This is a genomic window from Alicyclobacillus sp. ALC3, assembly GCF_028751195.1.
Taxonomy (GTDB): Bacteria; Bacillota; Bacilli; order Alicyclobacillales; family Alicyclobacillaceae; genus Alicyclobacillus_L.
Genome location: NZ_CP066784.1, coordinates 4,116,967 through 4,132,585 on the forward strand (window position 1 = coordinate 4,116,967; position 15,619 = coordinate 4,132,585).

The 15,619-nt window shown below is 57.3% G+C and carries 22 protein-coding genes; 21 read left to right on the top strand and 1 reads right to left on the bottom strand.

What is annotated here, in order from left to right:
* Positions 1-4: 4 nt before the first annotated feature.
* The 3 genes from JC200_RS19050 to JC200_RS19060 are packed head-to-tail and all read left to right on the top strand — an operon-like array spanning position 5 to position 980.
* Positions 5-292 carry a hypothetical protein gene (locus tag JC200_RS19050; protein WP_274433297.1) on the top strand — a complete coding sequence of 96 codons (288 nt, stop codon included), beginning with the start codon at positions 5-7 and terminating at the stop codon, positions 290-292.
* Positions 289-828, top strand: coding sequence for a Holliday junction resolvase RecU (locus JC200_RS19055; protein ID WP_274433298.1), 540 nt, complete (start codon positions 289-291; stop codon positions 826-828). Before JC200_RS19050 ends, JC200_RS19055 begins: the two co-directional genes overlap by 4 nt.
* A complete protein-coding gene (locus tag JC200_RS19060; RefSeq protein WP_274433299.1) occupies positions 825-980 on the top strand; it encodes a hypothetical protein in 156 nt (51 codons plus the stop codon). Before JC200_RS19055 ends, JC200_RS19060 begins: the two co-directional genes overlap by 4 nt.
* A gap of 115 nt (positions 981-1,095) precedes the next feature.
* On the opposite strand, the gene JC200_RS19065 is transcribed toward JC200_RS19060, so the two are convergent.
* Positions 1,096-1,956: a DUF2971 domain-containing protein gene (locus tag JC200_RS19065; protein WP_274433300.1), complete on the bottom strand. Its 861-nt coding sequence runs from the start codon at positions 1,954-1,956 to the stop codon at positions 1,096-1,098.
* A 318-nt stretch (positions 1,957-2,274) separates the two neighbouring features.
* Here JC200_RS19065 and JC200_RS19070 point away from each other — a divergent pair, with 318 nt between their 5' ends.
* From JC200_RS19070 to JC200_RS19155, 18 genes are all read left to right on the top strand, one after another.
* Positions 2,275-3,615 (top strand): site-specific DNA-methyltransferase, encoded by a 1,341-nt coding sequence (locus tag JC200_RS19070; RefSeq protein ID WP_274433301.1) that lies wholly within the window; start codon positions 2,275-2,277, stop codon positions 3,613-3,615.
* A 32-nt stretch (positions 3,616-3,647) separates the two neighbouring features.
* The gene (locus JC200_RS19075; protein WP_274433302.1) at positions 3,648-4,217 is read left to right on the top strand and encodes an HGGxSTG domain-containing protein; all 570 of its coding nucleotides are present in this window, start codon (positions 3,648-3,650) and stop codon (positions 4,215-4,217) included.
* Positions 4,207-5,688 carry a terminase B gene (locus JC200_RS19080; RefSeq protein ID WP_274433303.1) on the top strand — a complete coding sequence of 494 codons (1,482 nt, stop codon included), beginning with the start codon at positions 4,207-4,209 and terminating at the stop codon, positions 5,686-5,688. Before JC200_RS19075 ends, JC200_RS19080 begins: the two co-directional genes overlap by 11 nt.
* Positions 5,689-5,700: 12 nt before the next feature.
* Positions 5,701-8,124, top strand: coding sequence for a phage portal protein family protein (locus JC200_RS19085; RefSeq protein WP_274433304.1), 2,424 nt, complete (start codon positions 5,701-5,703; stop codon positions 8,122-8,124).
* Positions 8,125-8,257: 133 nt separating this feature from the next.
* Positions 8,258-8,581, top strand: a complete 324-nt coding sequence (locus JC200_RS19090) for a hypothetical protein (RefSeq protein ID WP_274433305.1) — start codon at positions 8,258-8,260, stop codon at positions 8,579-8,581.
* Positions 8,578-8,997, top strand: a complete 420-nt coding sequence (locus JC200_RS19095) for a type II toxin-antitoxin system HicB family antitoxin (protein WP_274433306.1) — start codon at positions 8,578-8,580, stop codon at positions 8,995-8,997. The genes JC200_RS19090 and JC200_RS19095 overlap by 4 nt, the downstream gene beginning before the upstream one ends.
* A gap of 1 nt (position 8,998) precedes the next feature.
* A complete protein-coding gene (locus JC200_RS19100; protein WP_274433307.1) occupies positions 8,999-9,229 on the top strand; it encodes a type II toxin-antitoxin system HicA family toxin in 231 nt (76 codons plus the stop codon).
* 119 nt (positions 9,230-9,348) lie between these two features.
* Entirely contained in the window at positions 9,349-10,887 is a 1,539-nt protein-coding gene (locus JC200_RS19105) for a phage protease (protein ID WP_274433308.1), read from the top strand.
* A complete protein-coding gene (locus JC200_RS19110) occupies positions 10,884-11,261 on the top strand; it encodes a capsid cement protein (RefSeq protein ID WP_274433309.1) in 378 nt (125 codons plus the stop codon). Before JC200_RS19105 ends, JC200_RS19110 begins: the two co-directional genes overlap by 4 nt.
* Before the next feature lie 32 nt (positions 11,262-11,293).
* Positions 11,294-12,238 (top strand): hypothetical protein, encoded by a 945-nt coding sequence (locus JC200_RS19115; RefSeq protein ID WP_274433310.1) that lies wholly within the window; start codon positions 11,294-11,296, stop codon positions 12,236-12,238.
* Positions 12,239-12,298: 60 nt separating this feature from the next.
* On the top strand, positions 12,299-12,625 hold the full coding sequence (locus JC200_RS19120) for a hypothetical protein (RefSeq protein ID WP_274433311.1): 327 nt from the start codon (positions 12,299-12,301) through the stop codon (positions 12,623-12,625).
* Between the two features lie 13 nt (positions 12,626-12,638).
* The gene (locus JC200_RS19125; RefSeq protein WP_274433313.1) at positions 12,639-12,815 is read left to right on the top strand and encodes a hypothetical protein; all 177 of its coding nucleotides are present in this window, start codon (positions 12,639-12,641) and stop codon (positions 12,813-12,815) included.
* Positions 12,816-12,826: 11 nt separating this feature from the next.
* Complete coding sequence (locus JC200_RS19130) at positions 12,827-13,021, top strand: hypothetical protein (RefSeq protein WP_274433314.1); 195 nt, start codon at positions 12,827-12,829, stop codon at positions 13,019-13,021.
* Positions 13,021-13,476: a hypothetical protein gene (locus tag JC200_RS19135; RefSeq protein ID WP_274433315.1), complete on the top strand. Its 456-nt coding sequence runs from the start codon at positions 13,021-13,023 to the stop codon at positions 13,474-13,476. The genes JC200_RS19130 and JC200_RS19135 overlap by 1 nt, the downstream gene beginning before the upstream one ends.
* A complete protein-coding gene (locus JC200_RS19140) occupies positions 13,476-13,979 on the top strand; it encodes a hypothetical protein (RefSeq protein ID WP_274433316.1) in 504 nt (167 codons plus the stop codon). Before JC200_RS19135 ends, JC200_RS19140 begins: the two co-directional genes overlap by 1 nt.
* Positions 13,980-13,983: 4 nt before the next feature.
* On the top strand, positions 13,984-14,454 hold the full coding sequence (locus tag JC200_RS19145) for a hypothetical protein (protein WP_274433317.1): 471 nt from the start codon (positions 13,984-13,986) through the stop codon (positions 14,452-14,454).
* 12 nt (positions 14,455-14,466) lie between these two features.
* The gene (locus tag JC200_RS19150) at positions 14,467-15,000 is read left to right on the top strand and encodes a hypothetical protein (protein ID WP_274433318.1); all 534 of its coding nucleotides are present in this window, start codon (positions 14,467-14,469) and stop codon (positions 14,998-15,000) included.
* A 22-nt stretch (positions 15,001-15,022) separates the two neighbouring features.
* The gene (locus JC200_RS19155; RefSeq protein WP_274433319.1) at positions 15,023-15,418 is read left to right on the top strand and encodes a hypothetical protein; all 396 of its coding nucleotides are present in this window, start codon (positions 15,023-15,025) and stop codon (positions 15,416-15,418) included.
* Positions 15,419-15,619: the final 201 nt, after the last annotated feature.

Here is a 15,619-nt window from a genome sequence, read left to right on the forward strand (position 1 = left end):
GACGATGCAAGACCAATTTTGGCGCAGTCGACAAATGGTGATTGACGGCCTGTGCGACGGCGACCTGGCGCTGGTGGACGCAGATGTGTACCCGGACGTGCCCGGACTCGAGCCGCCTCGGCGTTGCTGGACAATTGCAGACGTAGACGTTGAGTGCGAGCACATAGAACACTGCGACACATGCGGTCGGCTGCTCGACAAGACTCGCGGCGAGGACTTCTTCGTCGAAGATGCAGACGGCAGCCACGTTTATTGCGAGGCACACTGGCCGGGAGGGGATGATGCTGCGTGAAGGGACTATCGCAAGCTAACCGTGGGATGTCGCTCGAGAACCTAGTGAATCGCGCAAACGAGCAGTACATGGCGCGAGGCGTGGCCGTCATTCACAAACGTCCGGTGCCAGTGAAAATTCTGCGCACGCAGGGAACTCGAATAACCTCCGGGTTCCTCGAGGCCAAGAGCACCGTCGACTACAGTGGCGTCTACCGCGGGCATGCACTGGAGTTCGAGGCGAAGGCGACGCGTGAAAAGACGCGCTTCCCGCTCGACAACATCCATGCACACCAGGTGGAGCACCTGCGCAGTTGCATGGCGGCCGGCGCAGTCTGTTTCGTCATTCTGGAATTTACGCAGCATCACGAGATTTACTATGTGCCGGGGAAGATGGTCATTGACGCATGGGACGCGGGAGCCAACGGTGGGCGCAAGAGCATTCCGTACGAGGACGTGCAGGTAATGTGCTACAAGCTGCAGAGTGGCAGGGGAGTCGTGTTGGATTATCTCGTGACCGTGGACGAGGTGCTGAGACAGCGGGAGGTGGTGGGATGACTCAGACCGTCGCACAAGGCCGCATCGCTGACCGTTCAACAGAATGCCGTTTGACCGCATCTCGCCGTGCTGTGTATCTCGCGTGTGAGGACATGGATCTCGTGTGGGATGCGGCTGACGTGAAGATCTTCGACCGCGCGTGTAAGGGTTGATTGGGGCAAGGAGTGGGGGCGCGTTTGGTGCACAACACTGAATTTTGTTACGGAGGATAGGCTGCGAGCCTGCCATCCTCCGTGTGTATTATAGTATCGCACTCCAGCAGGATACTTAAAATCTCAAAGGAATCTCGGATGTATCCACATGAATATTTTTGAATCCTCGGTAAGACATGTAGTACTTGATGCCACTCTCGACTATGTCAGCCTTGTTGCGTGGCCCAATGCGGACGCTTTCAACAACGCAGGCTAGTCCACCAGATGGCCCGTACCGGGTGGGAACTTCAATATATGGTATCAGTGCACCGCGAGCATGGCGGAATTTTACTCGTTTGTCCTGGCCAGATGGGAAGAATACGTAGCGGTATTCGCTTTCGGATTTAAACAAAGGGTTTTTAAAGAAGCAACTGGAGAGTTGGATAAATTGGATAAAATTATCAACACTCTTCTGCAACGCGTTGAAGTCTGAAGTGTCGGCAACCCAAGCACGATACCATTCAGCAAATTTCTTAGCCTCGCAAAATAAGAATTCACGCTGCATGTCTACATCGTACTCAACTTTTCCCATGAAGACTTTTACGCCTTGAATGTCGCACACTAATTTGTCAAACTCTGCAGCATTTACTCCTATGTTGCAGCCGTCACTTTGTCCATAATTGGACCATAGGGTCAATGAATCGGGGTCTTCAGATAGCGACAGTACAAAGGCATCAACAAGCGATGCAGAATCATCACTGGACAAAATTGAAAGTAAATGATCCTCGTGAACGCCAAGTTTCTCGAGCTCCGACCTTAATAAATGATAAGTATAACGAACTTCCGACGGATCATTTAAGAAGTTTGTGTGAGACACCCAGAATCCTTCTTCTATGATACTTTCTAAGGCTCCTGTTGACGAATAATGATAAAGTGTTGGTGGTTGAGTATGGCGTACTATCTCATTCCAAGAAAATTCCCACTCATAAGGCAACACATGCATCCCCTCCGGACTCTCACTTCAACAGGTTTACATGCATTCCTGCTACATCAGAAATTCCTATATTAGCAGTGGCCAAACAGAGTTTCGCGTCGCTGTCTCTTTATTTTGCCCGAAACTGGCCTTGAAGGCTGGTGATATGAATGGGAAAACCACGCCCGTGTCAAACGGGTTACAAATGTGAATGGGGACGTATAGAGGATGGACGACCGATATGCAGCATGCCGCGGTGCGTGATGTCAATACAGCGCGACGGCAGTGTGCGGGACAAGCTGACCGGCCGCATCAGCAAGCGCGTGGAGCGGGGTAGAGAACATGGACATTAGACGCATAGCGATAGGCGACATCAATCCGGCCGCATATAATCCCCGCATCCGACTGCAGCCAGGAGACCCGGAGTTCGAAAAGCTGGCGCAGGGGATGGAGACCTTCGGGCTCGTGGAACCTCTCGTGTGGAACGAGCGCACGGGGAACCTGGTTGGCGGCCATCAGCGTCTGACCGTGCTGAAGATGCAGGGTGTTACCGAAGTGGAAGTAAGCGTGGTAAGCCTGGACGAGGCCCACGAGAAGGCCCTGAACATCGCACTGAACAAGATCAGCGGCGATTGGGATATGCCTAAGTTGAAAGACCTGCTGGAGGAACTAGACGCAGGCGAGATTGATATGGACCTGACAGGGTTCGATTCCGAGGAACTGGAGAGCCTGTTCACCCAAACGTTCGAGCCTCCCGAAGTTGAAGATGACGATTTTGACTTTGACGGCGCAGTCGAATCCATAGAAGAGCCACGGAGTAAGAAGGGGGACGTATGGATCCTCGGACGCCATCGGTTGATGTGCGGAGACGCCACTGTGGACGAGGATGTGTGCCGTCTGATGAATGGCCGGCTGGCCGACATGGTATTCACCGATCCTCCTTACAACGTGAACTACACAGGCGGTACGGCGGATGCGCTCAAGATTCAGAACGACAGTATGGACAGCGTTAAGTTCCGCCAGTTCCTAACGGACGCATTCACCACTATGTTTACCTACACGGCGCCCGGTGCGCCGATTTACATTTGCCACGCGGACACGGAAGGGAGCAACTTCCGAATTGCCATGACGTCTGCAGGCTGGCTGCTGAAGCAGGTCCTCGTATGGGTGAAGAACTCGCTCGTGCTGGGACGGCAAGATTACCACTGGCGTCACGAACCAATCCTGTACGGTTGGAAACCTGGAGAAGCGCACCGCTGGTACGGAGGTCGAAAGCACGACACGGTGGTGGACGCCGAGTTTGGGTTGACCATCAATCAAACTGACGGTGGCGTATTGTTGCACTTCGGGAACGGTGAGGAGTTGGTGTCCGTCCGAGTCCCGTCGTACGAGATCGTCGCGAACTCGAGCCAGAACAGTTCAGTCCTGCGCGTGAAGCGGCCGACGCGGAATGACGAGCATCCCACGATGAAGCCGCTTGACCTGGTTGCACGTGCGCTCGACAACTCTAGCCAGCCGTCCGACCTGGTGATGGACCTGTTCGGAGGCTCTGGGTCCACACTGCTTGCGTGCGAACAGTTGGGCCGAACATGCATGACCATGGAACTCGACCCGAAGTACTGCGACGTCATCGTTCGTCGATGGGAAGAGTTCACCGGAGAAACGGCGGTTTTGGGTGATTGACGAAACAACCCCATGCAATGAGGTGAGAATGGATGCCAGCGTGCGGCGCTAAAACCAGATCAGGGCTGCCATGTCGCGCACAGGCGATGGATAACGGGCGCTGCCGTATGCACGGCGGGACGTCCACCGGTGCACCGAAGGGCAACAAGAACGCGTTAACGACAGGCGCCCACGAGACCATCCTGGCTGACACGTTGACTGAAGAAGAACGCTCTCTGCTGGGTCTCATCGACACCGACTTGTTGACGCAGATCGACCGTGAGATTCGGCTGTGCGAGATTCGAGAGCGCCGCATGATGGAGCGCATCGCTCGGTTACGCGACGGCAAGGAGATGGTCGTGACTTCAATCGACCAGACGGAGGGCTCGAACAAACAGCTCGGCAAGCACATCTCCAAAACTGCACGCACGGAATCGAGGCTGGAGCAAATACAGCGCGTCGAAGAGGCTTTGACACGTGTGCAGGCGCAGAAGCTGAGACTGTTGGACCTGAGGCACAAGTACGACGTGTCCAAGGTGGGACTGAAAGTGAATCTGACAGCCTCCCTTGCTGAAGTACTGACCCGCGCGTGGTCGGATGGAGCTGATGCCGATGGCGATTAGGGAAACTGACCTGGACAAGCTCGTATTCGGCATGCGGCGCTACATCACCGACCCTGTCGCGTTCGTGCGTGATGTGTTGCTCGTTGAACCCGACGACTGGCAGATTGAAGCGCTGAATGCACTGGTGAAGCGTGGCCGACTCGCGATCCGTGCAGGCCATGGTACCGGGAAGTCTGCCTTCGAGTCGTGGTCGATACTCTGGTTTTTATTCACCAGGCCATTTCCCAAGGTGGTTTGCACCGCGCCAAGCAAGCAGCAACTGTTCGACGTACTGTGGGCAGAGCTCGCAAAGTGGATGCAGAACGCGCCTGTCTTGCAAACCTACTTCGAGTGGCAGAAGACTCGCGTGGTCATGGTGCAGGAGCCTGAGCGCTGGTGGGCATCTGCTCGTACGGCCACGAAGCCTGAGAACTTTGCCGGCATCCATGAGGAGCATGTGCTCATCGTCTGCGACGAGGCGTCAGGCATCCGCGACAAAATATTCGAGGTTGCGGAAGGTGCGCTGACCACACCAGACGCGAAACTCATTCTGTGCGGCAACCCAACGCAGCTGTCGGGCGAGTTCTACCAGGCGTTTCACAACAGACGTCACCTGTACCACGCGATGAAGGTGTCGTGCATCGATTCGCCGCGCGTCACGCGTGAGTACATCGACAACCTCAAGCAGAAGTACGGCGAGCACAGCCAGGTATACAAGGTGCGCGTGCTTGGTGAGTTCCCGGACGCTGAGCCGGACGTGTTCATTCCGCTGCCTTTGGTTGAGAAGGCTGCCATGCGGGACGTGTGCGAGTACTACGAGGAACATGACGACAAGGGCCGTGTCATCAAACGTGAGCCGCTCGTTGAAGGTCAGCCCATCCAGCTCGGCGTGGATCCCGCACGTTTCGGCGGCGACGAGATCGTCATCTATCCGCGTGTCGGTGCCTACGTGTTCGAGCCGCATGTGTTCCACTCGATCCCGACGACGGAGCTTTCAGGACGCATCATCCAGATTGGGCGCGAGATGATGGAACGCTGGCGCCGGCCGGACATCACGGTGGTCATCGACGTTGGAGCGATGGGCGCTGGCGTGTTTGACGAGGTAGCAGATGTGGTCGGCAGTCACCTGTTCCCTGGTGAGTGGAACCTGGTGCCGTTCAACTTCGGCGGACAAGGTGACTCGGAATCAGACGACGCGGCCACTGTAGCGTACAAGAACGCGCGAGACCGTCTGCCTGAGCTTCACATCCCGAACGACGAGCGCACCATCGGGCAGCTGACGACGCGCAAGTACAAAGTCTCGTGGAAGAATGGCAAGTTCAAGCTGGAGTCGAAGGACGACTACAAGAAGCGGTATCCGGAGGAAGGCTCACCCGACCGCGCTGATGCGTTCGTGCTGTGCTTGTACGATGGAGGCGTGGACGCGGTGCACACTGTGCAAACGGTGAGAGCAAAGCCTGCGACGGCAGGCATGAGGCGTAAGAAGTTCTAGGGAGGTGACACCTTGGCGCTCAAAGTGAAGGAAGCGTGGAAGGTACTACGCGGCGGGAAGACGACGGAAGAGCCGCAAGTGCCGCGCAACATGCGAGGCGAGATCGGCTACACGGGCAACCTCATCTTTGCTGGTTTGCCGATGGACGAATACAACCCTGACCTGGCATTCCCGAAGTCGCTCGAAGTCTACGACCAGATGCGACGCTCGGACGGCCAGATTGCCGCTGTGATGAATGCAATGAAGCTGCCGATCATATCGGCCGAGTGGTACGTCCAAGCAGACGATGACGATGCCGAGGGCGTGCAAAAGTCTAAAGCGGAGGAGATTGCCGAGTTTGTAGAGGACAACCTCATTCGCGGCATGCGCTACTCGATGGCGGACCACTTGCGCGAGGCTCTGTTGATGCTGGACTTCGGTTTCAGTGTGTTCGAGAAAGTCTACCGGTTCGACACTTGGAAGGGCCGCTCGGTTGTCATGCTAGACAAGTACGCGCCGCGCGTGAACGCTAGTATCTGGCGTTTCCCGCAGCAGGACGACAACGGCGACATTGTTGCCGTGCAACAACTCAACGTCTACACGGGCGAGTACTACAACATGCCGCTCGACAAGGTGCGGCTCTACACCTACCAGCGTGAAGGCGACAATCCGGTCGGCATCAGTGCTTTGCGCCCGGCGTACAAGCACTGGTACATCAAGTCGGCGCTGGAGCGCATCATCGCTGTCGGCGTCGAGAAGGGGCTTGTAGGTACGCCATACGCCACTCTGCCGAAAGGGACGTCTGACAAGGACCGGCAGGCTGTGCTCGACACACTGACCGCCATGCGTGTGGCTGAAGAAGCAGGCGCCACGTTCCCAGAGGGTGTCGTCGTCAGCATCCTCGAAGGTAAGAGCAACAGCATCAACGCCATGCCGTTCCTCGAGTACCAGGACACGATGATCGCCAGAAGCGTGATGGCGCAGTTCCTCAACCTCGGCACCATGAGCAGCGCATCCGGCGGCAGTTACGCGCTTGGAAACACCATGGTCGGCATGTTTGTGCAGAGCCTAGAAGCCATCGCGGACTACATCGCCGGTGAGATTCAGCAGGACATCGAGCAGCTGGTGGAGTGGAACTTCGGCCCCGACGCGCCGGTACCGAAACTCGAGCATGGCAAAATCAGCATCGACAGCGTCGCCGAGCGGTTGACGGCTGTGGGTGCGCTTGGTTCCGGTCACATGCTCAACCCGGACGAGGCGCTCGAGAACGAGCTGCGCAAGTGGCTGGGTGTACCGCCACTCACCGAGCAGGCGCTCATCAACCAGCGGTCGATGCCGACGACGAACTACATTCCGCCGATCGTGCAAGATTCCCGCATCACGCAGGGGCAGATGCAACAGATTCAAACGCAGCAACGTGCGATTGGCACCAGCATGAAGGGACTCATGCAGGCTGGAACACCTGCGCCTGACACGGGTCAGCAAGCCAAGCAGAAGATGAGTGACGATGAGCAGGGCATCCAGTTCACGGCGGCTGTCCAGCCCGCAGAAGGGACGCCGACAGCGCGCAAAACGGGCGGGGAGAAGCCTTTGCCACCGGGGCAGATGCCAAACCGCGACCTGACGCCGCTGGAGATGAGTGTCGACTTCGCGGCCATTATCGCGTTCCTGGATGCGGCTGAGTTCGCCATGCAGCACATGCTGAAGAGCGCGTTCAGCTCGGCGCTTGACACGGCTCTGCGCGAGCTGCAACCGAAGCTCGAACTCGCCACGACGCCGACGCAGGCGCTGCGTGTGCTCCAAGGGTTCAAGGTGCAACTGAGCCCAGGCGTGGAGAAGCAGTTGCAGTCTCATCTGCTACGTGCCGTCGAGTTCGGGCAAGAGAGCGTGGCGAAGGAGTTACGCAAGTCGGTCAGTCAGCTCGCCATCAAACACGCGACAGAGGTGCTCGTCGAGACGCAGGTACAGACGATGCTGGAGCTGCAGGCCGAGAAGGTCCAAGGCGCAGCAAAACTATCGGCGCTGGACGTGCTGCAGGCAATGGCAGGCGACAACATCAGCAACAACTTCGGAGATTTCACCCGGCGCGCGATTGCCGCAGCGAAGGAAGGCGGAGAAGCGTACATCGACGGCAACGACCTCGTACTATCGGCCAACGTAAGTATCAGCCAGGCGATGAACGTGGGGCGTGGCTCAGAAGCGCACAAAGTTGGCGTGCAGGGCGCGCAGTGGTCGGCCGTCATGGACCAGAAGACGTGTGAACTGTGCGGAAGCCTCGACGGGTTGGTCATCAGCGCCGACAATCCGGACTTTGACATCTTCCGTCCGCCTCTCCACTACAACTGCCGGTGCATCTTGGTTTACATCGGGAGCAACAACACTGGCGAGGAGTACACATGGACTACGCCAGACCCAGCACTTGTGAAGAGGTATGCGACCTTCGTGCATGTGCACTAGGAGGGAGCAAGCTCTATGAGGCGTGCTTCCTGGAAGTGTTGCATTGACGGGTGACGCCTGACGACGGCAGGATTTCGTGTTTCGGACGAGAAATAGACTATGGACGTTGAGATTTGAGGCTGGAGGGCTGCACGTGGACTCAGGGCTCCGAAAGATAATATATGAGAATAAGACCGCTAGCACATACAGCAGGGCGTACGCGAATGCTTCATTTGTAACTTCAGGGATTGCCGATAATGTTATGATAGACATATGTGAGGAGTTCGCTGGCGCTAATTTCATCGCGTCTCAGACGGTGGAAGATGGCCAATTTTACCCGTTTTATCAACACGACGATCCAGGGATTCTGCATGTCACGCGCGAGTTCAAACACTCGTTTATTATGCCTAAGGAGCAAGCTAGGCAGTTGGCTTATCAAATTCTTTCGATGCTCGAGGGAGAGGGTGTTGTGGAGTGAGAACTGTACTGAAGGAGCCGCCACAGGCTTACGCAGGTCCAGACCCGTCTAAATGGGAGAGTGCGTATCTCCTTATGGAAATAGCTGCTAAACGAACGGATGGGCACACTGACGTCATCTCCCACGTTACACATATTGGTATGAGCCCTGCCACATATGTCGAGACTGCGAAGCATAGTGATCATCAATTCTCTCGACTGAGTGGTGAAACTCCAATGACCTTCGAGGTAATCCTCACTCCGGAGGAATCAGGCGGATTCACAGTCTCGTGTCCTGCGATCCCAGGATGTTTCTCGGAGGGGGACACCGAAGAGGAAGCTCTGGCAAATATCCGAGAAGCTATTCAGGGATGTTTGGAAGTTAGAAGGGAGCTCGGGATGTCGCTGGATTCGATTGTCCGGCACGTGGAGGTATGAAATGCCTGAGTTACCGACCGTCAGTGGCAAAGAACTTGTGAAGGTATTATTGAGAAACGGCTGGACGGAAAAAAGGGTGAATGGGTCGCACCACATTCTTCACAAGGCCGGAACGGTCCCCATTTCGGTCCCGGTCCATTCAAAGGCAGATTTGAAGCCAGGGACACTAAAGAACCTCTTGACCAGCGCGGAGCTATCCATCGAGCAATTTCGTGAGATGCTGGATAGGTAACGAAGCAGGCTGAAGGGTACTTGCATTGGACGACGCTCCGGCGTCGGCCTTTTTGTTTTATGGGCGTCGCTGTATATCAGTGGCGCTTTTATTCTGTCTGTGACCAAGGAGGTGTGAACGTGGCAAACGGAATGGTAGACCTCGCCGTGCATCAATGGAGCGAGGACAAGAAGACGAGCTGGATACAGGTGATGACGACAGGTGAGTGGGATCGCCCGGAACCACAGAAGGACGGAACCGTGAAGACCAGGAAAGTCCGCATCACGCCAGCTGACCTGCACAAGTTCAAGGAGAATTTTGACCAGAACGTGCGTGGTATCAAGCTCTTTACCGACATCGAGCACAAGCCCACGGACGGCGCGGTCAACGAGTGGCAGGAGCTGCAAGTCCGCGACAACGGCAACACTTTGTGGGCGCGTGTCGCATGGACGGACGAGGGTGCGAAGCTCGTGCAGTCCGGGAAGTACAATTACTTCTCGCCTGAGTTCTCGTTTAGCTGGACAGACCCGGCGACACAGAAAACGTACAAGGATGTCCTGTTCGGTGGCGCGCTGACCAATCGGCCGTTCCTAAAAAACATGGAGCGTATCGCCATGTCTGAGACAGCCGACATGTTCCAACTGCGTTTCGCTGAGGATGAGCCGTTCGACCCAGACCACGACGGCGATAACGACTCGACCGCGAATCCGAAGAAGAACCCGGACTGGATGGAGGATGTGCGCCAGGGCATCACGCCATGGTCTGTGTGCACTCCAGACCAGAAGCAGCAGCTCATCGCGAAGGGCATCACGCATCACGTCGCCAATCGTGCGCATGAGGAGTTCATGCAGAAGCATCCGCATCTGAAGATGTCCGAGGGTGGTATCACCGATTCGCACAAGACGCCACCGAAGGACAAGCCGAAGACCCGAGACCTCTACGCCGACCCTGAGCACTACAAGTACCCGATTGACAAAAAGCACATCCGCGCGGCTGTGTCGTACTTCAATCAGGGCGGCATGCGCGAAAAGGGCGGCTACAGCGAGAGCGAGTGGGCAGAAATTGGTCGGCGCATTGCGGCAGCTGCCAGTCGGTTGGAGGGCGGCCACTACGAGTACAGCGGCGGGAAGGTTGTCACACCGTCAACGCACAAGATGAGCGACGACGCATACGACCCGGAAGACGTGCCCGACGACGAGGGTGGCGTCGCTACGCCGCATGCCGTGAACGATACTGACGCTGGAAAGTACAACGAGCCAGGAGGTGTGAGCATGGAAACAGTCACGATGTCAGAGCACCAAGCGGTGCTGGACCGCGTGAAGCTGCTAGAAGCGGCTGACCGCCGTCACAAGTTCACCGAACAGGTGCGCGGCTGGATGTTTGACGAGAAGGCCCGCACTGGCAAGTTGGTCCCTGCGCTTCAGGAGAAGGCCGTCGATCTGATGATGGGCATGACCGACGAGCAGGTCACCAAATTTGCCGAGTTCGTGGATGGATTGCCGCCTGTCGTCAGCTTCGGTGAGGCCGGTACGAGCGCAAATATCGTCGCGCGCGTCAAGGAGACCAACACGGACAAGTCGGACGAAGTCACGAAGCTCGCGGAGGAAAAGGTCAAAGGCGGCATGGAGTGGTCCGAAGCCTTCATTGCTGCTGCTGACGAACTGGGGGTGGAGGTATGATTCGTGGCGCAAACCCGCTACTTGTCGAATCCTTCACCGCTGATGCAGTAGTCGCTGAGTACAACGCTGTCGTGCAAGGCACCAGCGAAGGCCACGCGACGACCACGACCACGCAGAACGCGACGGGCTTTCTCGGTTTTACGCTGGACGAAGCGGAGACTGTCGGGTACAGCGTTCCGGTGTGCAGCATCGGGACTGCGCTCGGAGTCGCGTCTCAGGCTATCGCAGTGGGCGACGCCGTCATTCTGTCAGCTACGGCTGGCGAGGTCGACCCAGCGTCTGCACTTGCGGCTGGTACCGCGGCGAATGTCATCGGTTACGCCCGCACGGCTGCCACCGCAGCTGGCGATCGCATTCTTATCAAACTCGCCTAACGGGCGACAACCAAAGAGAGGTGAGAGAGTAAATGCCACGCTTTGATACCCTGCATCTAAATAGATTCCTGACGCAGTTCTCGCTGCGCTACAACAATGCGGACTTCGTCAACGAGAAGTTGTTCCCGGTGGTACAAGTGCAAGAGGAATGGGACAGCTACGTCGTCTACGACCAAGGCATGATGTTCACCATCGCGGACACCAAGCGTGCAGACGGTGCGGAGTCAACCCAGCTCGACTGGAACTTCGGGACCGCTGACTACCACGCCGAGCAGTACGCGCTGAAGGACATCGTGACCCGTCGTGCGCGCCGCAATGCGGACAAGCCTCTACAGCTAGACGTCACCACCCTGCAGTACGTGCAGAACGCCGTCATGTTAACGAAGGAGTACCAGGCCGCGCAGATTGCGACGAACCCGAGCACGTATGCGGCGAGCAACACCACTGCGCTGAGTGGCACGTCGCAATGGAACAACTCGGCGTCTACTCCATTGTCGGACATTCAGGAGGCGCAGGCGCAGATTTTCACGGCGAGCCGCACGTATGCCAATGTCATCGTGATTCCATACCAGGTGGCACTTGCACTGGCGTACAACACGCAGATCCTCGATCTCGTGAAGTATACGCACGACAACATCTTGCTGAGAGGCGCTGGCGGTACACCAGGCTCTGCTCTCTTACCGCAGTCGTTGCTTGGCATGGAGGTCGTCATCGCAGGTGCAGGCTACAACACGGCCAATCCAGGGCAAGCAGCCAGCCTCGCAGACGTTTGGGGCACCGGTGTCATTCTGGCACACGTTGAGCGCGCACCTGACCTGCGCTCCATCAGCTTCGGGAAGACCTTCCGCACTGAGAAGTACGTGCGCAAATGGTTCGACGAGGAGCGCGAGGGTGACTGGATCGAGTACAACGACATCTACGACCTTAACGTCGTGGCTGCGTCGACTGGGTACCTCATTCAGGACGCGATCGCGTAACTCGAGCAGTAACGCAGAGGCCGCCGGCGCGCGGCCTCTATTTGGATGGAGGGGACGCATTTGGCACAGCTGAGTGTGGAAGCTGTATCACTGACCGGAGGCACACCGTCAATGGCGGCTGCGGACGCGAACGGCGACGCATTTTCAAATGATGGGCACACGATGTTCAGAGTCACCAACGGTGGCGTAGCGTCCGCGACGGTAACGGTAGCATCGCCACAACCTTGCAACTATGGCTACAACCATGACGTAGTCGCGAACGTGGCGGCAGGTACAACCGTTGACCTCGGGCCGTTCCCACCGACGCGATTCAACGATAACCAGGGGAATACCAACGTGACGTATTCGGAGGTCACATCCCTAACAGTGTCACCAGTCCGAGTCTAAGGAGGAACGGTCAATGGCAGACGCCACGAAGGCATACACAGTGGTCAGACGCGTACGACACGATAACACTGTCTATCGGATAGGTGAGCAAATCAAGCTGACGCAGACACAAGCTGCACGGCTGCTTGCGAATGGCTCAATTACGGCCGAGAAGGTAGCGCCGAAGGCAGACGATAACACGGCAGAGTGAGGTGACTCTACATGGGCCAATACAAGTGCGTGAAGCGGCTGACCACCGACGGTGGCAAAACCGTGCATGAGGTCGGAGAGACAGTGGAGCTGACCGGGAACGACGAGAAGGTTGCGCTTCGGGCTCAGGCTGTTGTGGCCATCAAGGCACCACGGAACGCTCCGACTGAAACACCAAAGGCCGAAGCACAAAAGGGTGACGCCTGATGTCATACTGCGCGGTTACGGACGTTCAGGCGCTTCTCGTTGCGATGGATATCGACTTGAGCACGTCGCCGAACATTACCGCCGATGAAGTGACGAACGAGATTATCCCGATGTACGACCGATACATTGATGACCGACTCGGACGCTACTACCAGACGCCGATTACAGGCACCAACGCACTTCTGACGATGAACCGCATTGAGAAGTACCTCGGTGCGGCTGAGGTGGCACAGCGCGTCTACGTGGGACAGGCACCGTCTGATTCGCCCGCGGGTGCAACGTGGCGCACTGAGGCCGAGACGTGGATCACGCAACTGATCCAGGGCGATGTCATCCTGTGGGACGCACAGCCGACCGGGGAAACGCCAGAGCCTGAGTACAGCTTGATCAGTGACAACTTGAGTGGTCCAACGCGTCAGACACCACCTGCGTTCTCGATGGGGATGAAGTTCTGATGAGTCGCATAACGATCCGTTTCGACGCGCCGGGAGCCGACACATTTGAGAGCAAGTTCAACAATCTCGCACAGGTACCCGACGACTTCCGTCCAGCGTGGGAGGCGATGGCCGAGGCGTTCCATGCGCACGAAGGTAAGGTGTTCGACGAAGAAGGACCAGGCTGGCGCCCGCTGGCGCGTAGCACGCGGTGGGATCGCTACTATGCCGGATATCCACCGTCACACCCGATCCTCGTGCGTACAGGGGCGCTCAGAGCCTCTCTGACGCATCCGTTCGCGGACGGCGCCATTTATGAGTTGTACCCCACGCACATGTCGCTCGGTAGCAGGCTGAAGACGAAGGACGGGTATACGTTGGCTACGCTGATGCAATTCGGCAGTTGGAAGGTACCGGACCATCCTCCGAAGCGGCCGCCAGTGAGTATCACGCCAGCGTTACAGCGCACGTGGAACCAACGCCTCGTGACTTGGCTGCGCGACGAATTCAACTATCAGGGGTGAGCCTGTGGCGTATCCGGATTTAGAGGATGTCATTAATGCGGCCGTGGCGCAGCTGCAGTCTAATGTCGCCGGCAACCTCGCGATTGTGGACGCGCGCAAGACGGAGCCGCTCAATCCGAAGCCGCCTGTCCAGTGGGTGTTCGGTGACAAGGTAAACCTGCCGCAGATGCCGTGCGTCCTGGTCACTGGCCACGACACGACCGAAAACGAGGATCACTTCGAGTGGCGCAAGCAGACCTACCAGCTCATGGTCGAGGTCTACTACCAAGACTCGGACGTCGAGCGCCTGTCACGCATTTTGCGTCGCTACGGCGCGGCCATCGACGATACTTTGAGGCAGGATCAAACGCTCGGATTGTCTCAGGTGCGCAACATCACAGGGATCAAGCAGCAGTACTGGGACACCATGAGCAGCAAGACGGGGCTATTCCAAGTGGTGCGTGTGATATTCAATGTTCGCGTATACACGGACTGAGGAGGGATCTGGATGGCAACCACAACCAACGTAAACGTCGGCAATATCATCGCCGGTCCATGCTCTAGCTTTGAAGTCGACGGCAACCAGGTCGGTGGCACGTCGGGCGGCGTGACACTCGAGCGCAAGATGACCTACACCGACCTCGAGGTGGATCAAATCGTCGCCGTCCTGAAACAGGCACTGAGCAAAGACGCAGTGACGGTTACTACCACGTTGTCCGAGGCCACGCTCGCAAACTTGCAGATCGCGTTCAACATCACCGCCGCACCTGTGACGGGCACCGCTCCCGCGAACGAGACACTAAGCATTGGCGTGGAGTCTGCGCCCATTGAGCACACGCTGACCTTCGTGGGACCGTGTCCGGCAGGGACATCCGGCTTTACGACACGGACGATCACCTTGCACCGCGCGATCAACATGTCGACGGCGAAGATGGACTTCGTGAAGGACAAGGAACAGGGCTATCAGGTGCAGTTCACGATTCTGCCGGACCTCACGCAGGCTGCAGGCAGCGAGTACGGCACCGTCGTAGACGCCGCGTAATCGCAGTAGGGGAGGGTTCTGAATGCCTGTCGCTGATTTGAGAGACCAAGAAGTCACACTCGCCGGACGGTCGTTCATGGTGCGCATCGTACCGATGTCGCGCGTGCGGCGCCTGGCAGACGTGATTGCGGGTGCGGTCACGGAGCTGCAAGCCACCGAGATGAAGGGTGACGAGGAAAACGTCAAGGTGCTGATGGACAAGTTGCTCCAGTTCCCACACCGCTTGCTCTCACTGTTCATCAACAAACTGCCTGAGGAGATCTTCCTCGATGAAGATGAAGGTGTCACGTTCCCTGAGTTCTGGCATGCGCTTGAAGTGGCGCTGGCCATCAACCGGGTGGACGCCCTAAAAAACGTATTTTCTCGCCTGGCGCCGTTGATCAGTCAGGCGAGTACATCACTGAGGACGAACTCCTAGAGTTCTGCCTTGAGACGTACGAGTGGGACATTGAGGATACGCTGGGCAAGCCGTGGGCCGTGATCGTAGAGCTACTGGAGGCGCGAAGCAAGCGACTGGAGCGCGGCCGGGACGACGATTCGCGGCCTTCGTCGCGCAGTGGTGAGAACGTGACGTACACCAACGACATCGCCGCATTCGGACTGGGAAGGGGGTGAGACC